Annotated in this window: 16 protein-coding genes and 1 pseudogene; 12 read left to right on the top strand and 5 right to left on the bottom strand. The window is 42.9% G+C overall.

Annotated features, from left to right (window positions below; genetic code table 11):
* Window positions 1-143: 143 nt before the first annotated feature.
* Window positions 144-857 carry a 16S rRNA (guanine(527)-N(7))-methyltransferase RsmG gene (gene rsmG, locus AB4X21_RS08085; protein ID WP_155126572.1) on the bottom strand — a complete coding sequence of 238 codons (714 nt, stop codon included), beginning with the start codon at window positions 855-857 and terminating at the stop codon, window positions 144-146.
* Window positions 858-928: 71 nt separating this feature from the next.
* On the opposite strand from rsmG, the gene AB4X21_RS08080 reads away from it, so the two are divergent.
* Together AB4X21_RS08080 and htpX are read left to right on the top strand one after the other, a co-directional pair.
* Window positions 929-1,489 (top strand): LemA family protein, encoded by a 561-nt coding sequence (locus AB4X21_RS08080; protein WP_155126575.1) that lies wholly within the window; start codon window positions 929-931, stop codon window positions 1,487-1,489.
* A 1-nt stretch (window position 1,490) separates the two neighbouring features.
* A complete protein-coding gene (htpX, locus tag AB4X21_RS08075) occupies window positions 1,491-2,387 on the top strand; it encodes a zinc metalloprotease HtpX (RefSeq protein ID WP_155126578.1) in 897 nt (298 codons plus the stop codon).
* A gap of 298 nt (window positions 2,388-2,685) precedes the next feature.
* On the opposite strand, the gene AB4X21_RS08070 is transcribed toward htpX, so the two are convergent.
* From AB4X21_RS08070 to AB4X21_RS08055, 4 genes are all read right to left on the bottom strand, one after another.
* The gene (locus AB4X21_RS08070) at window positions 2,686-3,903 is read right to left on the bottom strand and encodes an MFS transporter (protein WP_369087784.1); all 1,218 of its coding nucleotides are present in this window, start codon (window positions 3,901-3,903) and stop codon (window positions 2,686-2,688) included.
* Window positions 3,900-4,076: a hypothetical protein gene (locus tag AB4X21_RS08065; protein WP_162837396.1), complete on the bottom strand. Its 177-nt coding sequence runs from the start codon at window positions 4,074-4,076 to the stop codon at window positions 3,900-3,902. Before AB4X21_RS08065 ends, AB4X21_RS08070 begins: the two co-directional genes overlap by 4 nt.
* Window positions 4,077-4,186: 110 nt before the next feature.
* A complete protein-coding gene (locus AB4X21_RS08060) occupies window positions 4,187-5,047 on the bottom strand; it encodes a helix-turn-helix domain-containing protein (RefSeq protein WP_155126584.1) in 861 nt (286 codons plus the stop codon).
* Entirely contained in the window at window positions 5,044-5,415 is a 372-nt protein-coding gene (locus tag AB4X21_RS08055; protein WP_173018932.1) for a DUF2200 family protein, read from the bottom strand. Before AB4X21_RS08055 ends, AB4X21_RS08060 begins: the two co-directional genes overlap by 4 nt.
* 108 nt (window positions 5,416-5,523) lie before the next feature.
* On the opposite strand from AB4X21_RS08055, the gene AB4X21_RS08050 reads away from it, so the two are divergent.
* The 10 genes and pseudogenes from AB4X21_RS08050 to AB4X21_RS08005 all read left to right on the top strand — a co-directional run bounded on the left by AB4X21_RS08050 (window position 5,524) and on the right by AB4X21_RS08005 (window position 16,728).
* The gene (locus AB4X21_RS08050; RefSeq protein WP_155172433.1) at window positions 5,524-6,063 is read left to right on the top strand and encodes a DUF177 domain-containing protein; all 540 of its coding nucleotides are present in this window, start codon (window positions 5,524-5,526) and stop codon (window positions 6,061-6,063) included.
* Window positions 6,064-6,188: 125 nt separating this feature from the next.
* Window positions 6,189-7,666 (top strand): annotated as a pseudogene (locus AB4X21_RS08045) (SPFH domain-containing protein).
* Window positions 7,667-7,835: 169 nt separating this feature from the next.
* Complete coding sequence (gndA, locus tag AB4X21_RS08040) at window positions 7,836-9,260, top strand: NADP-dependent phosphogluconate dehydrogenase (protein WP_003004949.1); 1,425 nt, start codon at window positions 7,836-7,838, stop codon at window positions 9,258-9,260.
* 9 nt (window positions 9,261-9,269) lie between these two features.
* A complete protein-coding gene (locus AB4X21_RS08035; protein ID WP_151378696.1) occupies window positions 9,270-9,968 on the top strand; it encodes a response regulator transcription factor in 699 nt (232 codons plus the stop codon).
* Between the two features lie 245 nt (window positions 9,969-10,213).
* Window positions 10,214-12,406 carry a PTS transporter subunit IIBC gene (locus tag AB4X21_RS08030; RefSeq protein ID WP_369088374.1) on the top strand — a complete coding sequence of 731 codons (2,193 nt, stop codon included), beginning with the start codon at window positions 10,214-10,216 and terminating at the stop codon, window positions 12,404-12,406.
* 81 nt (window positions 12,407-12,487) lie between these two features.
* Window positions 12,488-13,300 (top strand): endonuclease/exonuclease/phosphatase family protein, encoded by an 813-nt coding sequence (locus AB4X21_RS08025; RefSeq protein WP_369087783.1) that lies wholly within the window; start codon window positions 12,488-12,490, stop codon window positions 13,298-13,300.
* A 165-nt stretch (window positions 13,301-13,465) separates the two neighbouring features.
* Window positions 13,466-13,939, top strand: a complete 474-nt coding sequence (gene nrdR / locus AB4X21_RS08020) for a transcriptional regulator NrdR (protein ID WP_151378694.1) — start codon at window positions 13,466-13,468, stop codon at window positions 13,937-13,939.
* Window positions 13,940-15,118, top strand: coding sequence for a DNA helicase (locus tag AB4X21_RS08015; protein WP_320911231.1), 1,179 nt, complete (start codon window positions 13,940-13,942; stop codon window positions 15,116-15,118).
* The gene (gene dnaI / locus AB4X21_RS08010; RefSeq protein WP_320911232.1) at window positions 15,119-16,018 is read left to right on the top strand and encodes a primosomal protein DnaI; all 900 of its coding nucleotides are present in this window, start codon (window positions 15,119-15,121) and stop codon (window positions 16,016-16,018) included.
* Window positions 16,015-16,728 carry a nitroreductase family protein gene (locus AB4X21_RS08005; protein WP_320911233.1) on the top strand — a complete coding sequence of 238 codons (714 nt, stop codon included), beginning with the start codon at window positions 16,015-16,017 and terminating at the stop codon, window positions 16,726-16,728. The genes dnaI and AB4X21_RS08005 overlap by 4 nt, the downstream gene beginning before the upstream one ends.
* Window positions 16,729-16,730 lie beyond the last annotated feature (2 nt).

Raw genomic sequence — 16,730 nt, 5'->3', positions numbered from 1 at the left:
AGGGCTGTAAAAGCTGATGAAATCAGCGTAGTAGAGCCCACTCAACCACTGCGTCTTACTTGACAATCCAAAAATAATTGAGAGGCTAGGACTCTTGTCACAGCCTCTTATTTGACTTTATCCGCTTGGCCCTTTGTATCTTACTACAATGGGCGCTTATTGGGCATACCTGCTTTTCTTGGGTATTTATTGGGGGTTTCTTTTTTCTTTTCTACAAGAGTGATATAGCGTGGATCCCCGTTTGGCAATTCATACTGTAGATTGTCTTCAACCTTGCTAAAGAGCAGGTTAAGGGCATTTTTGGTTTCTTCCAACTCTTCTGGAGCATTGCTGGCCTTGAGAGCAAGAAGTCGTCCTCCTACCTTCAGATAAGGGATGGTCAGTTCAGAGAGGACCTGCATACGGGCAACCGCGCGGGCAGTTACGATATCAAATTGGGCACGAAAGGCCTTGTCTTGTGCAAAGTCCTCCGCACGTCCATGGTAGAAATGAACTCCACTTAAGCCCAACTCTTCAGCCAGCAAGTGGAGAAAATTGATCCGCTTATTGAGGGAATCAATAATGGTCACGTCTAGCTCAGGGAATAGGATCTTCATTGGTAGGCTGGGAAAGCCGGCACCAGCTCCGATATCCAAGAGACGGATGGGTTGGTTTTCGATTAAACCCTGCAAAATGGGTGCGATAGAATCATAAAAATGCTTGAGATAGACTTCGTCTTTTTCGGTGATGGCAGTGAGATTGATCTTTTCATTCCATTCCACGAGGAGCTCAAAGTAGCGTTCGTATTGCTCTTTTTGTCGATCAGTTAATGGGAAGCCGTGGTCGGCTAAACGGACATAAAATTCTTCTGGTTTCATAAGATAATTTTACCACAAAATAAGGGAAATTTGATATACTGGTACTAAAGAAATGAAAGGAATTCAATAAAATGATTTGGATTATTCTTGGGGTCCTAGTGGTCCTTGTGTTGATGGTAGTAGGAGTTTACAACGGTTTGGTGAAAAGCCGGATGCAAACTCGCGAAGCTTGGAGTCAAATTGATGTGCAATTGAAACGTCGGAATGACTTGATTCCAAACTTGATCGAAACCGTTAAAGGCTATGCCAAGTACGAAGGAGATACACTAGCAAAAGTAACTCAACTTCGCCAACAAGTGGCTCAAGCTACTTCACCGGCAGAAGCGATGGCAGCCAGTGATGCTCTTTCACGTCAAGTAGCAGGAATCTTTGCGGTTGCCGAAAACTACCCAGACTTGAAAGCTAACACTAACTTCATGCAATTGCAAGAAGAATTGACTAACACAGAAAATAAAATTTCTTATGCTCGTCAATTGTACAACAGTGTCACAAGCAACTACAATGTGAAATTGGAAACTTTCCCAACAAATGTGATTGCTGGAATGTTTGGCTTCAAACAAGCCGAATTCCTTCAAGTGCCTGAAGAAGAAAAAGCAGTACCAAAGGTGGACTTTAGCGGATTAGGAGACTAATATGCTCTTTGACCAAATTGCAAGCAATAAAAGGAGAACCTGGATTCTCCTTATTGCTTTTTTCATACTCTTGGCTCTCATCGGAGCAGCCGTTGGCTACCTCTGGTTAGGTTCCTCCCTTGGTGGCATCATCCTTGCTTTGATTATTGGTGGGATTTATGCCTTTAGCATGATTTTCCAATCAACCGAAGTTGTCATGCGGATGAACGGAGCGCGTGAGGTGACGGAAGAGCAAGCCCCTCAACTCTACCATATTGTACAAGATATGGCTATGGTAGCTCAGATCCCTATGCCTCGGGTCTATATTGTGGATGATCCTTCGATGAATGCATTTGCGACAGGGTCTAATCCTCAAAATGCAGCTGTTGCAGCGACAACAGGCCTTCTAGCTGTGATGAACCGTGAGGAATTGGAGGGAGTTATCGGACACGAAGTCAGCCACATTCGCAATTACGATATTCGCATCTCGACGATTGCAGTTGCCCTTGCCAGTGCCATTACGATGCTTTCTAGCATTGGTGGCCGGATGATGTGGTGGGGCGGTGGTCGTAGACGGGATGATGATCGAGAAGGAGGCAGTGGTTTAGAAATTATTATTCTGATCCTATCCTTGATTGCCATCGTATTAGCTCCATTAGCAGCGACTTTGGTTCAGTTAGCCATTTCTCGTCAACGGGAGTTCCTGGCGGATGCCTCAAGTGTCGAATTGACACGGAATCCTCAAGGAATGATCAATGCTCTTTTGAAACTCGATAACAGTGCACCCATGCAACGAGAAGTTGATAGTGCAAGTAGTGCACTCTTTATCAACGATCCCAAAAAAGAATCCGGCTTTCAAAAGCTCTTTTATACTCACCCACCCATTGCTGAGCGGGTTGAAAGATTAAGAAACATGTAAAGTAAATCCATCACTAGCAGGATTGAGAGTGTGGGAAAACTGTTTTTCTTTATAAATCTAATAAATTCTATACAAATAAAAAATTTATTCTTTAGAATTATTAACTCATCTATTGAAACTTTCCGCCGTGAGAAAAGTGCTAGAAATAATTGTGTTTCTAGCACTCGAGAGTTTTGGAACCTTGGGTCCAAAACTAACTCATGGAACTTCTTCGAAGTTCGCTGACGTCCGTACTCACTTAAGGAAAGTTTTTAAGATGACTTTGTCCTAAATCTCAATCCACCAAACGGTGGGTTTTTTATTTGGTAGTTAATAGGAGGGTAGTGAAACCAAGGATAGCAAAGGTCCCCCAAGCTAGGGGAAGGCTCCAGATAGCTAGACTAGAAAAAAGAGCTGTTCCAAGGGGCATGGCAAAGCTGACTATTAGTCCCAAAAAGCTAGAGGTAGAAGCTAATTTTTCAGCGGGTAATTTACTCATTAAAAGACTGGAAACTTTTGGGTTGATTTTTGCTACAAGATAACCAAGGAAAGTGATGAGTAGAAGAGAAAGAATGTCCCAGTGTACCAGAATATTTGTGAGCCCAAGCATGGTCAGCCCACCTGCGATCCACAGGAGGGTATAGTGGAGCGATTGCTTGGAAAAATAATCGTGGGGTGTCAGGCTAGCCCAGACCATGCTTAAAATAGTCACTGCCTCTAAGATCAAGAGGGATTGGCTAAAGCTCAACTGAAAGAAGGGGGAGTGAAGCAGTTGCAAATTGTAGATACCAGAGATGGATCCTCCTAGGGCATTGATGAGAACCAATGAGAAGAGCAACTTGCCAAAGTGGTAGACCTCCTCATCTGCAAAAATACTTTTGGCGTTCTGGTACATCTCTTGGCATTCGTGTACCAAAGAATTCTTACTTTTGGGCTCAATGACGGGATCATGTGTCAGCTGCTTTTTTCTCATCAGGAGACAAGTGGAAGACAGGAGAAAAGTCACGGCATTGATCGAAGCGACCAGGGCAAAATTTTGATGGCTGATGGCTAGCAGCCAAACTCCTAGAGCTTGTCCAGAAATCGAGCAGACCATACTAAGTAGTTGGTTGAAGGAATAGGCCTCCATCAAATCCTCGTCGGGGATGTTCTTTTTCATGATAGGGAGTTGCAAGCCTCCGCGATAATCACTCAAACAATCTGAAACAATGTTTAAGAAGCAAACAATCGAAAAGGCAAGGTAACCCGGAATCTTGGTCATGAGAGCAATAAGGATGAAGAGGCTGGCTTGAAGATAGCCAATGCGGATCAACCAGTTAGCTTTTTTCTTCGTGCGATCAGCCTTCATTCCGACAAAAATGGTAAAGAGGCTAGGAATAAATACAATTAGATTGGCAATGCCAACTGCCAGACTAGGCTGAGGCATGCTGGCAGAAAATACGACAAAGACTAAATTGTAGATAGCAAGACCCAGGGTATTCAAAAAGCGAGAAAGACTAAGTAAGGCAAAAATCTTATTACGGACTAAGAGTTTCATAAGCCTTCCTCCTTCACGTGATCAGTTGCTAGGACTTGTTTGATAGATCGAACGATCTGTTTGAAGAGGTCTAGTTTCTCATCATCAGAGAGAAGAAGTTCCTGATCCTTCAGATAAACGCTGGTATGTGAGAGAAGAAAGCGGAGGAAGTGGTTTTTTAGTTTGGTCATCATGGGAAGAACCTTCTTTCTTTACTTGATAGTCCTATTGTAAACCTAAAAAGCAAGAAAAAATTAATGTTGCATATTTTCAACAAAAACTCACAGAGTAGATCTGTGAGTTTTTAGGATTTATTGATCAGTTCTTGCAGGCCCTGTTTGTAGTAGTTGGCACTGTCCTTACAATCCAGAATAGAGAGAACCTGGATGGCCTGTTCCATCTTTTCAAGACCAATTTCTTTCTCTCCCTTTCGGTAGAGAAATTCTCCTTTGGCGTAGAGATAAACCGTCCGCAGGTAAGCTTCGTTTTCGGAGTAAAAGTGGTCCTTGATCAACTGATCAAAATAGGTTGCATCTTCAAATTCATTTGAACTAATGGCCAAAAAGAAGCCATTAAGAAAAATAGAGTTAAGGGCAGGACGAGAGGAATCTAGGAGAAGCTTGAAATCCTCCCGTTGGACCAACTCCTCTGTGTATTGTCGATAGAGGGGACTAGAGAAAAGTGGAGAGGTCAGAGAGAATAGGTTCAATTCAAAATTTCCCCAGATTGTGACAGAGAAGAGATAATCATGGAGGAAATCCAGTTCCTCTTGGCTAGCGGTGAGCTCTACTTCAGGATAGAAGCCAAGCATTTGGACTTTGAGAATAATGCTGGCTAAGAAGTCTTCTTTTTTGTGATATTTCTGATAGGCTTGCTGGTAGCTTTGGTACAAGTCTTGGTCGTGTTCCAAGCTCATATTTTCATAGTGCTCTTTCAACAATTTGGGAATAAAGGAGTGCTGATCGATTCCAGCTAGATGAGAAAACTCACTGAGGCTGGTTTTGATCTGTTGCAAAGCATGAAAAAACCGTTGGGTCGTCAGGTCATTTTCTCCTCTTTCAAATCGAGATAACATGGAGCGCGAAAATTCGCCACCCGTAGCTTCCTCTAAAGAGATGTGGCGACTTTCACGTATTTGTCGAAAAACAGCTCCGATTTCTTTCATGAATTCTCCTTTTTTAGCTGGTATTTTTCAACCAATTGCTCAACGGTCTTTCCCTTACTCAACCAATCGACCAGGCGATCTAAGCGGCGAATTTCTTGCATCAAAGGATCCTGAATCGTTTCAATTTGCACGCCACAAATTTTCCCAGTAATCAATGTCCGGTTGGGGTGATAGGCGGGAGCTTGGCGAAAGAAATCTCCGTAGCTTCCGTCACGCTTTTTCCATTTTTGCAGTTCCGCCAGAGAATAGCCTGTTAAGCACGAGGTGATTTGGTCAAGGCTGGTCTCTTTTTCACCCTTTCGTACGACTTTTTGGACCAAAACTGTGTATACAGTTGAAAATGGTAGGTCGTAAACTTTTACCATCAGATCTCCTTTATCTTTTTCATGATTATAACAAATTTTTGAGGAGACTTCTTGGTTGAGGGGCAGCTTCATGATATACTAGTAGTATCTAGAAGATTTGAGGACAAAAAAATGAACCTATTTACACAAGAAATCCGTAAAAATCCTGAAGGACTAGCCTTTGATCAAGAGTTGGATTTGCTCAAAGAATTGCAAAAGCGTAATCCAGAAATTCTTGATTTAAAGAATGTGACAGCGACAGGACGAGTAGCCTATGATACAGGCCTCTATATCTTGGATTATCAGTTGAGCTACACCATCGTTTTGGCATCTAGCCGCAGTATGGAGCCTGTTGAGCTTCAGGAGAGCTATCCTGTAACAGAGGTATTTGCGGAGGATGTACAGTCTGACGCAGATATCGAGGCCCTAGAGGAAGACTTAATTCTTCCAATCGAAGGCGGGAAGATTGACTTGAGTGAGAGTGTAGCAGATAATATCTTGCTCAATATTCCTCTCAAGGTTCTCACTCCAGAAGAAGAGGCTGGACAAGGTTTTATCGAAGGCAATGATTGGAAAATCCTATCCGAAGAAGAATACCAAGCCGCTCAAGCGATCAAGAAAGAAGAAAACAGTCCTTTTGCAGGACTACAAGGTTTATTCGACAAAAATTAGCCTATGTGTTGATTTTATAACATTTAAACTAAAAATAGAGGTCTTTTCTTTGAGGAAAAGACTTCTTTTGATATACTAGGATTTATAAACAACAGAGGGGAGACCTCTAAAAAAGGAGAAAAAGTATGGATACTTTATTTATTCCAGGTTGGTTGATAACTAGCCTAATAGCCGCGGTTATTATTTTGATCTTGCTTGTTAAAGGCTATGTGAATGCAAAACCCAACGAAGTCGTGGTCATTACAGGTCTTCGGAAGCAACGCCACTTACGCGGGAAAGCTGGTTTTATGATTCCCTTTGTCGAACAACGCTCTTATCTTGATATTGAGCAATTCTCGACAGATGTTCGGACATCTGAAGCAGTCCCAACACTGGACTTCATTAACGTCCGTGCCGATGCAGCTGTTAAATTAAAAATCGGTACAACCGATGAGATGATTGCACGGGCTGCAGAGAACTTCTTGAACTGGAATACGACAGATATTTCCAATTCTGTCCAAGATGTCTTGGAAGGAAACTTGCGGGAAGTGATCGGTCAGATGGAGCTCCGTAAGATGGTCAATGACCGTCAAGAGTTTGCCTCAAAAGTGCAGGACAACGTAGCACCAGACTTGGCCAAAATGGGACTAGAAGTCATCGCCTTTACGGTTCAATCCTTCTCTGATGAAGGGGAGTCATCGACAACCTCGGGATTGAAAATGTTGAAACCATTAAGAAAGATGCCTTGATTGCCAAAGCCAAAGCAGAACGCGAACGCAAGGAAGTCGAAGCAGAACAAGATAAATTGGCCAACGACAAACGTGTCGCAGCCGATCTTGAAATTGCGCAAAAACAAAACGAATTAAAACTCAAACAAGCAGCCCTAAAGCAAGAAGCAGATATTGCCCAAGCCAAGGCAGATGCTGCTAAAGGGATTGAGGCAGAAGTGCAACGTCGTGAACAAGAGCGCGTGGCAGCTGAAGCCAATATCATGAAACAAGAAAAAGAAGCGGAAGTCAAAGAGCGCGAAGTTAAGGTCCGTGAGCAAGAATTGGATGCCAACGTCCGCAAACAAGCCGAAGCTGAAAAATATGCGCGTCAACAAGCTGCAGAAGCAGAATTGATCGAACGCCAACGCAAGGCAGAAGCAGAACTCTTCGAAACACAAAAAGAAGCCGAAGCTCGGAAAGCCCAAGCCGAAGCTGAGAAATTTGCTCAACTGCAAGAGGCTGAAGCTATCGAAGCCAAAGGTCGTGCAGAGGCAGAGGCGATTCGTTTAAAATTGGAAGCCGAAGCTAAAGGTTTGGACCAAAAGGCCGAAGCGATGAAGAAAATGCAAGAAGCAACCATTACTGAAATGGTCGTTGACAAGTTGCCTGAAATTGCGCGTGCTGTCGCTGAACCATTAACCAAGGTGGATAAGATCACGATGTATGGCGAAGGCAATGCTTCTAAGATGGTGGGCGATATTATGCAAAGTATCGACCAAGTCTCTCAAGGAGCTGGATTTGATATTCGTCAATTGCTAGCAGGAGCTCTTGGGGTCAATATGACGGTCAACAAACTCAAAGAAGGAGAACAACCGGTCATTGAAGCGGAGGAGTTAGCTTCTAAAGAAGATTAATGCCATGCATCAAGAAGTGTCTGAGAACTGTTTCTCGGACACTTTTGTTTTTAAGATCAAATGATTTGCATGATCTTCTCCCTCTTAGAGAAGGTGGGAAGCTATTTTCTGCTTTCTTTTGAAGAGGAAAAATGGTAGAATAAAGGCAAACTATAAAGAGGAGTGTCACATGACTAAAGCAAACTTTGGTGTTGTTGGTATGGCCGTAATGGGTCGTAACCTTGCCCTTAATATCGAATCTCGTGGCTACACAGTTGCCATTTATAACCGTAGTAAAGAAAAAACAGAAGATGTGATTGCTTGCCATCCTGATAAAAACTTTGTGCCAAGCTATGATATCGAAAGCTTCGTAAACTCAATCGAAAAACCACGTCGTATCATGCTCATGGTTCAAGCAGGACCTGGTACAGACGCAACTATCCAAGCCCTTCTTCCACACTTGGATAAAGGTGACATCTTGATCGACGGAGGAAACACTTTCTATAAAGATACCATCCGTCGTAACGAAGAGTTGGCGAACTCAGGGATCAACTTTATCGGTACAGGTGTATCTGGTGGTGAAAAAGGTGCCCTTGAAGGTCCTTCTATCATGCCTGGTGGACAAAAAGAAGCATATGACTTGGTAGCTGACGTTCTTGAAGAAATCTCTGCAAAAGCGCCTGAAGATGGAAAACCATGTGTGACATACATCGGTCCTGATGGAGCTGGTCACTACGTGAAAATGGTCCACAACGGGATCGAGTACGGGGATATGCAATTGATCGCAGAAAGCTATGACCTCATGCAACACTTGCTTGGACTTTCTGCAGAAGACATGGCTGAAATCTTCACTGAATGGAACAAGGGTGAATTGGACAGCTACTTGATCGAAATCACTGCGGATATCTTGAAACGCAAAGACGACGAAGGTCAAGATGGACCAATCGTAGACTACATCTTGGACGCGGCAGGAAACAAAGGAACTGGTAAATGGACTAGCCAATCAGCGCTTGACCTTGGTGTGCCATTGTCACTCATCACTGAGTCAGTATTTGCCCGTTACATCTCTGCCTACAAAGAAGAACGTGTACATGCTAGCAAGGTTCTTCCAAAACCAGCTGCATTCAAATTTGAAGGAGACAAGGCTGAGTTGATCGAAAAGATTCGTCAAGCCCTTTACTTCTCAAAAATCATTTCTTACGCACAAGGTTTTGCACAATTGCGCGTTGCTTCTAAAGAAAACAACTGGAACTTGCCATTTGCGGACATCGCATCTATCTGGCGCGATGGATGTATCATCCGTTCTCGTTTCTTGCAAAAGATCACAGATGCTTACAACCGCGATGCAGATCTTGCTAACCTTCTATTGGATGAGTACTTCTTGGATGTCACTGCTAAGTACCAACAATCCGTTCGTGATATCGTAGCTCTTGCTGTTCAAGCTGGTGTACCAGTACCAACATTCTCAGCAGCCATAACTTACTTTGATAGCTACCGTTCAGCTGATCTTCCAGCAAACTTGATCCAAGCACAACGTGACTACTTTGGTGCTCACACATACCAACGTAAAGACAAAGAAGGTACTTTCCACTATTCTTGGTATGACGAAAAATAATCTTGCTCTATGGTCAAACGAGTTCTACTAGTAGAAAATGAGAAGCAAATCGCTCGCTTCATTGATTTGGAACTTCAAAAAGAGGGGTATCAAGTTGATGTGGTCGAGGATGGAAAAGCGGGTCTAGCGTTGATTGCTGCGACTAAATATGATCTGATCTTGTTTAATTACGATCTGTCAGATATGTCTGGTGAAACATTCGCAGAGGAAATCAGTCGGATTCGCCCAGCTTCTGTTTTGATTGTTTTGGATAACCGCGAAAAAATTGCTGAGCACAAAGAGAGTATTCAGCGCTTTGCTGTTTCCTATATGGTCAAACCTTTTATTATCAGCGATTTGGTAGATAAGATCACAGCTATTTTTAGAGGACGTGATTATATTGATCAACATTGTAGCCAGATGAAAATTCCAACGTCATACCGCAATTTGCGCATTGATGTGGAACACCATACCGTCTATCGTGGAAAAGACATGATTAGTTTGACCCGCAGAGAGTATGATCTCCTAGCAACTCTGATGGGAAGCAAAGGAGTGGTGACACGAGATCAGTTGTTGGAAAGTGTCTGGAAGTATGAGAGTACAGGTGAGACTAATATCGTTGACGTTTATATCCGTTATCTCCGTGGGAAAATTGATCTACCCGGTCAAAAAAGCTATATTAAGACAGTTCGTGGGATTGGCTATGCCATGCAAGACGAGTTAGAATGAAACATTTGAATCCTTAAAGGATTCAAATGTTTTTTAGTTTTAAAGAAATCGTTTGCGTTGGGAATATGAGGATTTTTAAAAAACTAGAACGGAATATCGAGGAAAAGTTCAAAAAAAAAGAAATTTTTTTAGAAAAATTCGATGAAAGGCTTTACATTTTTTAAAAATGTGGTATACTAGAAATAAATTAAGCGCAAACGTTTTCTTAAAAACAAAAGCCTTAAACAATATAAGGAGGTTGAATGATGAATAAAGGATCATTCAAAAGTTTATTTAGCTTTGAATTCTGGCAAAAGTTCGGTAAGGCCTTGATGGTCGTTATCGCTGTAATGCCAGCTGCTGGGTTGATGATTTCAATCGGGAAATCAATCCCTATGATCAACCCGAATTTATCTCCACTTGTTATTACAGGTGGGGTTCTCGAACAAATCGGTTGGGCGGTTATCGGTAACCTTCACATCCTGTTTGCACTCGCTATCGGTGGTAGCTGGGCCAAAGAGCGTGCTGGGGGTGCCTTTGCGGCTGGTCTCTCTTTCATCTTGATTAACCGTATTACAGGTGCAGTGTTTGGAGTGACATCTGCAATGTTGGCTGATAAGGATGCTACCGTTCACACGATCTTAGGTGGATCGATTAAAGTTGCGGACTACTTTATCAGTGTTCTTGAAGCACCAGCTCTGAATATGGGGGTATTTGTAGGGATTATCTCAGGTTTTGTTGGAGCAACAGCCTTCAATAAATACTACAACTACCGTAAACTCCCAGAAGCCCTTTCTTTCTTCAATGGGAAACGCTTTGTACCATTCGTTGTTATCGTCCGTTCAGCTCTTGCGACCTTGGTTTTGGCGACCTTGTGGCCAGTAGTTCAATCAGGAATTAATGGATTTGGTGTTTGGATCGCCAACTCACAATCCACTGCCCCAGTATTGGCACCATTCTTGTACGGTACCTTGGAACGTCTTCTCTTGCCGTTTGGTCTTCACCACATGTTGACCATTCCAATCAACTATACTCAATTGGGTGGTAGCTACCAAGTACTTACAGGTGCTGCCAAAGGAACAACAGTATTTGGACAAGATCCACTTTGGTTAGCTTGGGTAACAGACCTTGTTAACTTGAAGAAAGCAGATCCTAGTCAGTATCAACACTTGCTTCAAGCATACGTACCAGCTCGTTTCAAAGTTGGTCAAATGATCGGATCATTTGGTATCTTGATGGGGGTTGTGGTGGCTATCTACCGCAATGTGGACCCAGATAAAAAAGAAAAATACAAAGGGATGCTTGTTGCAACTGCTCTTGCAACCTTCTTGACAGGTGTTACAGAACCAATTGAATACATGTTCATGTTCATTGCAACACCATTGTACTTGATCTACGCCTTTGTTCAAGGTGCTGCCTTTGCAATGGCTGACGTGGTTCACCTTCGTGTTCACTCATTCGGTTCGATCGAATTCTTGACCCGTACCCCACTGGCCATCAACGCTGGTTTGGCACTAGATGTCTTTAACTTTGTATGGGTAACAGTTCTCTTTGCCTTAATCATGTACTTCATTGCCAACTTCATGATTAAGAAATTCAATTATGCGACTCCAGGACGTAATGGAAACTACGAACAAAATGATGATGCCTCTTCAGGAGATGGTGCAACAGCTGGAGCTGCTACAAGCTCAGCAAGCTCACAAGTTATCAACATCATTAACCTTCTTGGTGGACGTGCTAACATCGTCGATGTTGACGCATGTATGACTCGTCTCCGTGTTACTGTTAAAGACGCTGAAAAAGTCGGAACGGAAGAACAATGGAAAGCTGAAGGCGCTATGGGTCTTGTTATGAAAGGCCAAGGTGTCCAAGCTATCTACGGTCCTAAAGCTGACGTCTTGAAATCTGATATCCAAGACGTACTTGATTCAGGTGAAGTTATCCCTGAATCGCTTCCTAGCCAAATGACAGCAGTTCAAAAGGCTGAAGCAACCTTTAAAGGGGTAACTGATGAAGTTCACTCCGTTGCGGATGGTCAAGTCATCAATATTGAAGATGTGAAAGACCCAGTCTTCTCACAAAAAATGATGGGAGATGGATTTGCAGTTGAACCTGATAATGGACGCATTGTTTCACCAGTTGCTGGTAAAGTTACAAGCGTCTTCCCAACCAAACATGCCCTCGGTTTGGTAACAGATAATGGTTTGGAAGTTTTGGTTCATATCGGTTTAGATACAGTAAGTCTTGAAGGAAAACCATTCGAAGTTAAAGTTACTGAGGGTCAAACAGTGGCTGCTGGGGACCTCTTAGTAGAAGCAGACCTTGATGCAATCCGTGAAGCAGGGCGTGAAACATCAACCATTGTTGTCTTCACAAATGGAGATGCTATTAAATCAGTTAACGTCGAACATACTGGTAAATTGGCAGCAAATGCGCCAGTTGCAACAGTAGAATTATAAGAGACGACGGCAAAAAGAGGTTGGGGTAGTGTCCCCGACCTCTTGCCGTTTCTTGATTTAGGAAGAAGGAGAAATCAAGGGATGAAATTTTTAACATTAAATTCCCATAGCTGGATGGAAGAGAATGTCCAGCAAAAATTTGAAACCCTCAAGGAGCAAATTTTAGAAGCGAAATATGATGTGATCTGTTTCCAAGAGGTCAATCAAGAAATGTCCTCAGAAGCAGTCGAAACAGATGAGTTTTATCAAGCCTTGCCTTCTGCTGTAGTGATTCATAAGGATCATTTTGTTCGCGTATTGGTAGAAGAGTTGGCTGCTCAAGGACTACACTATTATTGGACTTGGGCCTACAACCATATCGGCTATGATCACCTTAATGAGGGGGTGGCCGTTCTTTCGCGTCAACCATTGAAGGCGGATGAGATTTTGGTATCCAATATGGATGATCCAACGGACTACCATACTCGTCGGGTGGCCGTTGCCCATACGAGTGTCGATGGAAAAGAGATTGCTGTTGCTAGTGTCCATCTTTCTTGGTGGGACAAAGGTTTCCAATTTGAGTGGCCACGCATTGAGAAGTACTTCAGTCAAGTAGGTAAACCCTTTATTCTGGCGGGTGATTTCAACAATCCTGCTGGTCAAGAAGGGTATGAAACGATTCTATCCAGTCCACTAGAACTTCAAGATAGCTTTATTGAAGCCAAAGAAACAAAGGGGACTTATACAGTAGGTCCTGGAATCGATGGCTGGACGGAAAATCAAGTTCCATTGCGGATCGATTACATCTTTGCAAGTCCAGAATGGGACATCCAGCGTCTACATGTCATTTTTGATGGTCAAAACAAATCCCATGTCAGTGACCACTATGGCTTAGAAGCTGAATTATCACTCTAACATAAACAGAGAGTCGAAAGGAAAACGATTTTATTCACATCGTCCTTCGACTCTCTTTTATGTATCAAAGAGAAGCAGGTATAGGGGATTCTCCTGTTCTTCTGCTTTCTTTACAGTTCAATTTATGGTAAAATGAAGTGTTAAAACAGATAAAGGAGGTAGCAAATGCGTTGTCCAAAATGTGGTGGAAGTAAGTCTAGTGTGGTGGATAGTCGACAAGCTGAAGATGGGAATACCATCCGTCGTCGCAGGGAATGCGAAGAATGCCATTATCGCTTTACTACCTACGAACGTGTAGAAGAACGGACTCTAGTGGTTGTCAAAAAGGATGGAACACGTGAGCAATTTTCTCGTGATAAAATCTTTAATGGTATTATCCGCTCGGCTCAAAAACGGCCGGTTTCTAGTGATGAAATCGAAGAAATTGTAAACCGAATTGAACAAAAGGTCCGCAGCCAAAGTGACAATGAAATCTACAGTGAGTATATTGGTTCGTTGGTTATGGATGAGTTAGCAGATCTGGATGAGATCACCTATGTTCGTTTTGCTAGTGTTTACCGGAGTTTCAAGGATGTCGGTGAATTAGAGACCCTCTTGAAGCAAATCACGAAGGGAACCAAGAAGAAAAAGGAAAAATAGATGAAGCCCAATACGCCTTTCGCATTTTTAAAAAATAATCTTCTTCCACCGGCAGGGGCTGCATTGGAGCAGTATTACCTGCCTATTTTGGAGACGGAAACAGTAACAGTTTATCGTTATCTGCTAGCCTCTTATGATCAAGGTGAAAAACAATATTTGCTTGCTCAAATCCTCAATCACTTGAATATAGGATTTCCACAGCTGCTTCTCGCTTTTGATCGTTTAATTGCTATGGGGTTGATGGATCTCTATGAGGAAGAAGTTGGGATCACGATCCAGTTACATGCTCCTCTTGCCTCAGAACAATTTTTTTCGAATGCTGTTTTTAAACGCTTACTTGAAAAGAAAATCGGGGAAAAGGCCGTGGAGGATCTGCTCCCAGCACGCTCTTTAGGGACTAGACGGCAAGTTTCCTTCTCGCAAGTCTTTGGACTAGATGCTGGGGAGGCGACCGTTCTTCCAAGTAAGAAACAGCAGTTTGATATGGAGATGTTTAAGCGAATGATGGGGCGTGATGGATTTCGTTTTGCGGATGAAGGAGAAGCGACTCTATCCCTCTTTGCCATCGCGGAAGAGCAACAATGGACCTGGTATGAAACCTATCTTTTAGCCAAAGAAACAGCTGTAGACCGGATTGTCTCTCCAAAGAGAATGAAGCAAAAGTTGGCTCAGGCGAGCCAGGAGCAACCCCGCATGTCCTATAGCCGTCAGGAAGAAACCATTCTGAGAGAAGCTAAGGCAAAATCCAGCCTACAATTTCTAGCGGAGATTAAGAAGGCGCGCAATGCGACCATTACGCAGAGCGAACGCAAGACTTTATCTAAGTTAGCTGATCTAGGCTTACTAGATGAGGTGATCAATATCATCTTATTGTTGACCTTTAATAAGACCCAGTCTGCTAATCTCAATGAAAAGTATGCTTTGAAGGTAGGAAATGATTTTTCTTATCAAGGGGTCAACAGTGCAGAACTAGCGATTTTAAAAGTTCGAGAACGCCAGGAACAAGCTAAGGCTCAAGGAAACAAAGGGACGAGTCCTGCATCAGCCAAGGGCAAGCATAGCAATGTTCCCAAGTGGAGTCAACCAAACTATCAAAATCAAACCAGTCAAGCAGAAAAGGTGGATCTTGCTAAAGAGAAACAACGCCTGTTAGAAAAACTGAATCAAGGAGGTGAGTAGATGGAAAGTGTAGGTCAAACCATGTCTCACATGAACCGTGCGCGTCAATTTAACTATGAGGATTTGGTCGCACAGATCTTGGCAGACCAAGAAGTTGCAGCCTTTATCAAGGACCAATCTTTGTCTGAACAAGAAATTCGACGTAGTATTTCAAAATTTAATCAATACATTAGTGAACGCAACCGTTTCTTATTGGGAGATCCGGATTATATTGCCAAAGGTTATAAGCCCATCCTCACCATGAATGAAGGCTATGCGGATGTCGCTTATGAGGAAACGCCAGAGTTAGTCGAAGCCCAAAAACGAGCTGCGATCAACCAACGTCTCAACTTGATCAATCTCCCTTCAACCTTGAAAGAAGCGAGTCTAGCTAAGGTAGAGCTCGATGATAAGGGACGATTTGTGGCCTTTGAGGAATTAGCTAATTTTGTGGCCAACTATCCTGAATATCAAAAGGGGATCTACCTCTATGGTGATTTTGGAGTAGGAAAGAGCTACATGATGGCAGCTTTGGCTCATGATCTATCAGAAAAACGCCAGGCCTCTACCACCTTACTACATTTCCCAAGTTTTGCTATCGATGTCAAAAATGCCATCAGTTCAGGCTTGGTCAAAGAAACCGTCGATCAGGTGAAAAAAGCCGAAATTTTAATTCTCGATGATATCGGTGCGGAACAGATGTCAGCCTGGGTACGAGATGAAATCTTACAGGTGATTTTGCAGCACCGGATGCAGGAAAATCTCTCAACCTTCTTTACTTCTAACTTTAATTTTGAAGAATTGGAACGTCATTTTGCGGCTTCGCGCAATGGAGATGAAACCTGGCAGGCCAAACGTGTCATGGAGCGCGTGAAATTTTTAGCCAAGGAAATCCATTTGGAAGGAGTCAATCGCCGATGAATGAAACCATCCGTTTAATGAAATCTCATTTTTCTGTTCGCCGTTTTAAGGAAGAAACCATCAAAGAAGCTGACCTCAAGGAAATTTTATCAGCTGGGCAGATGGCATCAAGTTGGAAAAACTTTCAGTCTTATTCTGTGATTGTGGTCAAAAGCAAAGAAAAGAAAGAAGCTCTCTACGATTTGCTTCCTCAAGAAGCGATTCGCCAATCAGATGTCTTTCTCCTCTTTGTTGGAGATTTAAACCGCGCTGAAAAAGCTGTCAAACTTCATGAGCAGGATTTCCATCCTGAAGGGGTGGACAACTTACTGATCACCTCAGTGGATGCGGCTCTAGCGGCTCAAAATACGCTATTGGCAGCTGAAAGTCTCGGCTATGGTGGAGTGATTATCGGCATGTTGCGCTACTGTTCAGAGGAAGTCGCAGAACTCTTCCGTCTGCCAGATTATACCTACCCTGTTTTTGGGATTGCTCTTGGAGTACCCAACCAGCAACATGCAGTGAAACCACGTTTGCTATTGGAGCAGGTTGCTTTTGAAGAAGAATACCAAGAACAAGACCTATCAGTTGTGACTGCCTATGACAAGGTTCAGGCAGATTATGCTGGAGCGCGTGCAACAGATAGCTGGAGCGAGCGCCTTGCAGCTCAATTTGGTCAACCTGAACAAGAAGAGACCAAAAAACTACTAGAAAAACACAAACTATTATGAAA

Origin of the sequence: Streptococcus sp. CP1998 (assembly GCF_041026655.1) — a bacterium.
In the GTDB taxonomy this organism is placed as follows: domain Bacteria; phylum Bacillota; class Bacilli; order Lactobacillales; family Streptococcaceae; genus Streptococcus; species Streptococcus dentalis.
Note: the sequence above shows the minus strand (reverse complement) of the source record. Positions and strands in the feature narration are given on the sequence as shown.

Coding starts and splice junctions, on each gene's coding strand:
- dnaI (WP_320911232.1), top strand. CDS start 15,119: ATGGAAAGTGTAGGTCAAACCATGTCTCACATGAACCGTGCGCGTCAA.
- AB4X21_RS08005 (WP_320911233.1), top strand. CDS start 16,015: ATGAATGAAACCATCCGTTTAATGAAATCTCATTTTTCTGTTCGCCGT.
- AB4X21_RS08065 (WP_162837396.1), bottom strand. CDS start 4,076: ATGATGACCAAACTAAAAAACCACTTCCTCCGCTTTCTTCTCTCACAT.
- AB4X21_RS08050 (WP_155172433.1), top strand. CDS start 5,524: ATGAACCTATTTACACAAGAAATCCGTAAAAATCCTGAAGGACTAGCC.
- AB4X21_RS08070 (WP_369087784.1), bottom strand. CDS start 3,903: ATGAAACTCTTAGTCCGTAATAAGATTTTTGCCTTACTTAGTCTTTCT.
- AB4X21_RS08060 (WP_155126584.1), bottom strand. CDS start 5,047: ATGAAAGAAATCGGAGCTGTTTTTCGACAAATACGTGAAAGTCGCCAC.
- nrdR (WP_151378694.1), top strand. CDS start 13,466: ATGCGTTGTCCAAAATGTGGTGGAAGTAAGTCTAGTGTGGTGGATAGT.
- gndA (WP_003004949.1), top strand. CDS start 7,836: ATGACTAAAGCAAACTTTGGTGTTGTTGGTATGGCCGTAATGGGTCGT.
- AB4X21_RS08030 (WP_369088374.1), top strand. CDS start 10,214: ATGAATAAAGGATCATTCAAAAGTTTATTTAGCTTTGAATTCTGGCAA.
- AB4X21_RS08080 (WP_155126575.1), top strand. CDS start 929: ATGATTTGGATTATTCTTGGGGTCCTAGTGGTCCTTGTGTTGATGGTA.
- AB4X21_RS08015 (WP_320911231.1), top strand. CDS start 13,940: ATGAAGCCCAATACGCCTTTCGCATTTTTAAAAAATAATCTTCTTCCA.
- rsmG (WP_155126572.1), bottom strand. CDS start 857: ATGAAACCAGAAGAATTTTATGTCCGTTTAGCCGACCACGGCTTCCCA.
- AB4X21_RS08025 (WP_369087783.1), top strand. CDS start 12,488: ATGAAATTTTTAACATTAAATTCCCATAGCTGGATGGAAGAGAATGTC.
- htpX (WP_155126578.1), top strand. CDS start 1,491: ATGCTCTTTGACCAAATTGCAAGCAATAAAAGGAGAACCTGGATTCTC.
- AB4X21_RS08035 (WP_151378696.1), top strand. CDS start 9,270: ATGGTCAAACGAGTTCTACTAGTAGAAAATGAGAAGCAAATCGCTCGC.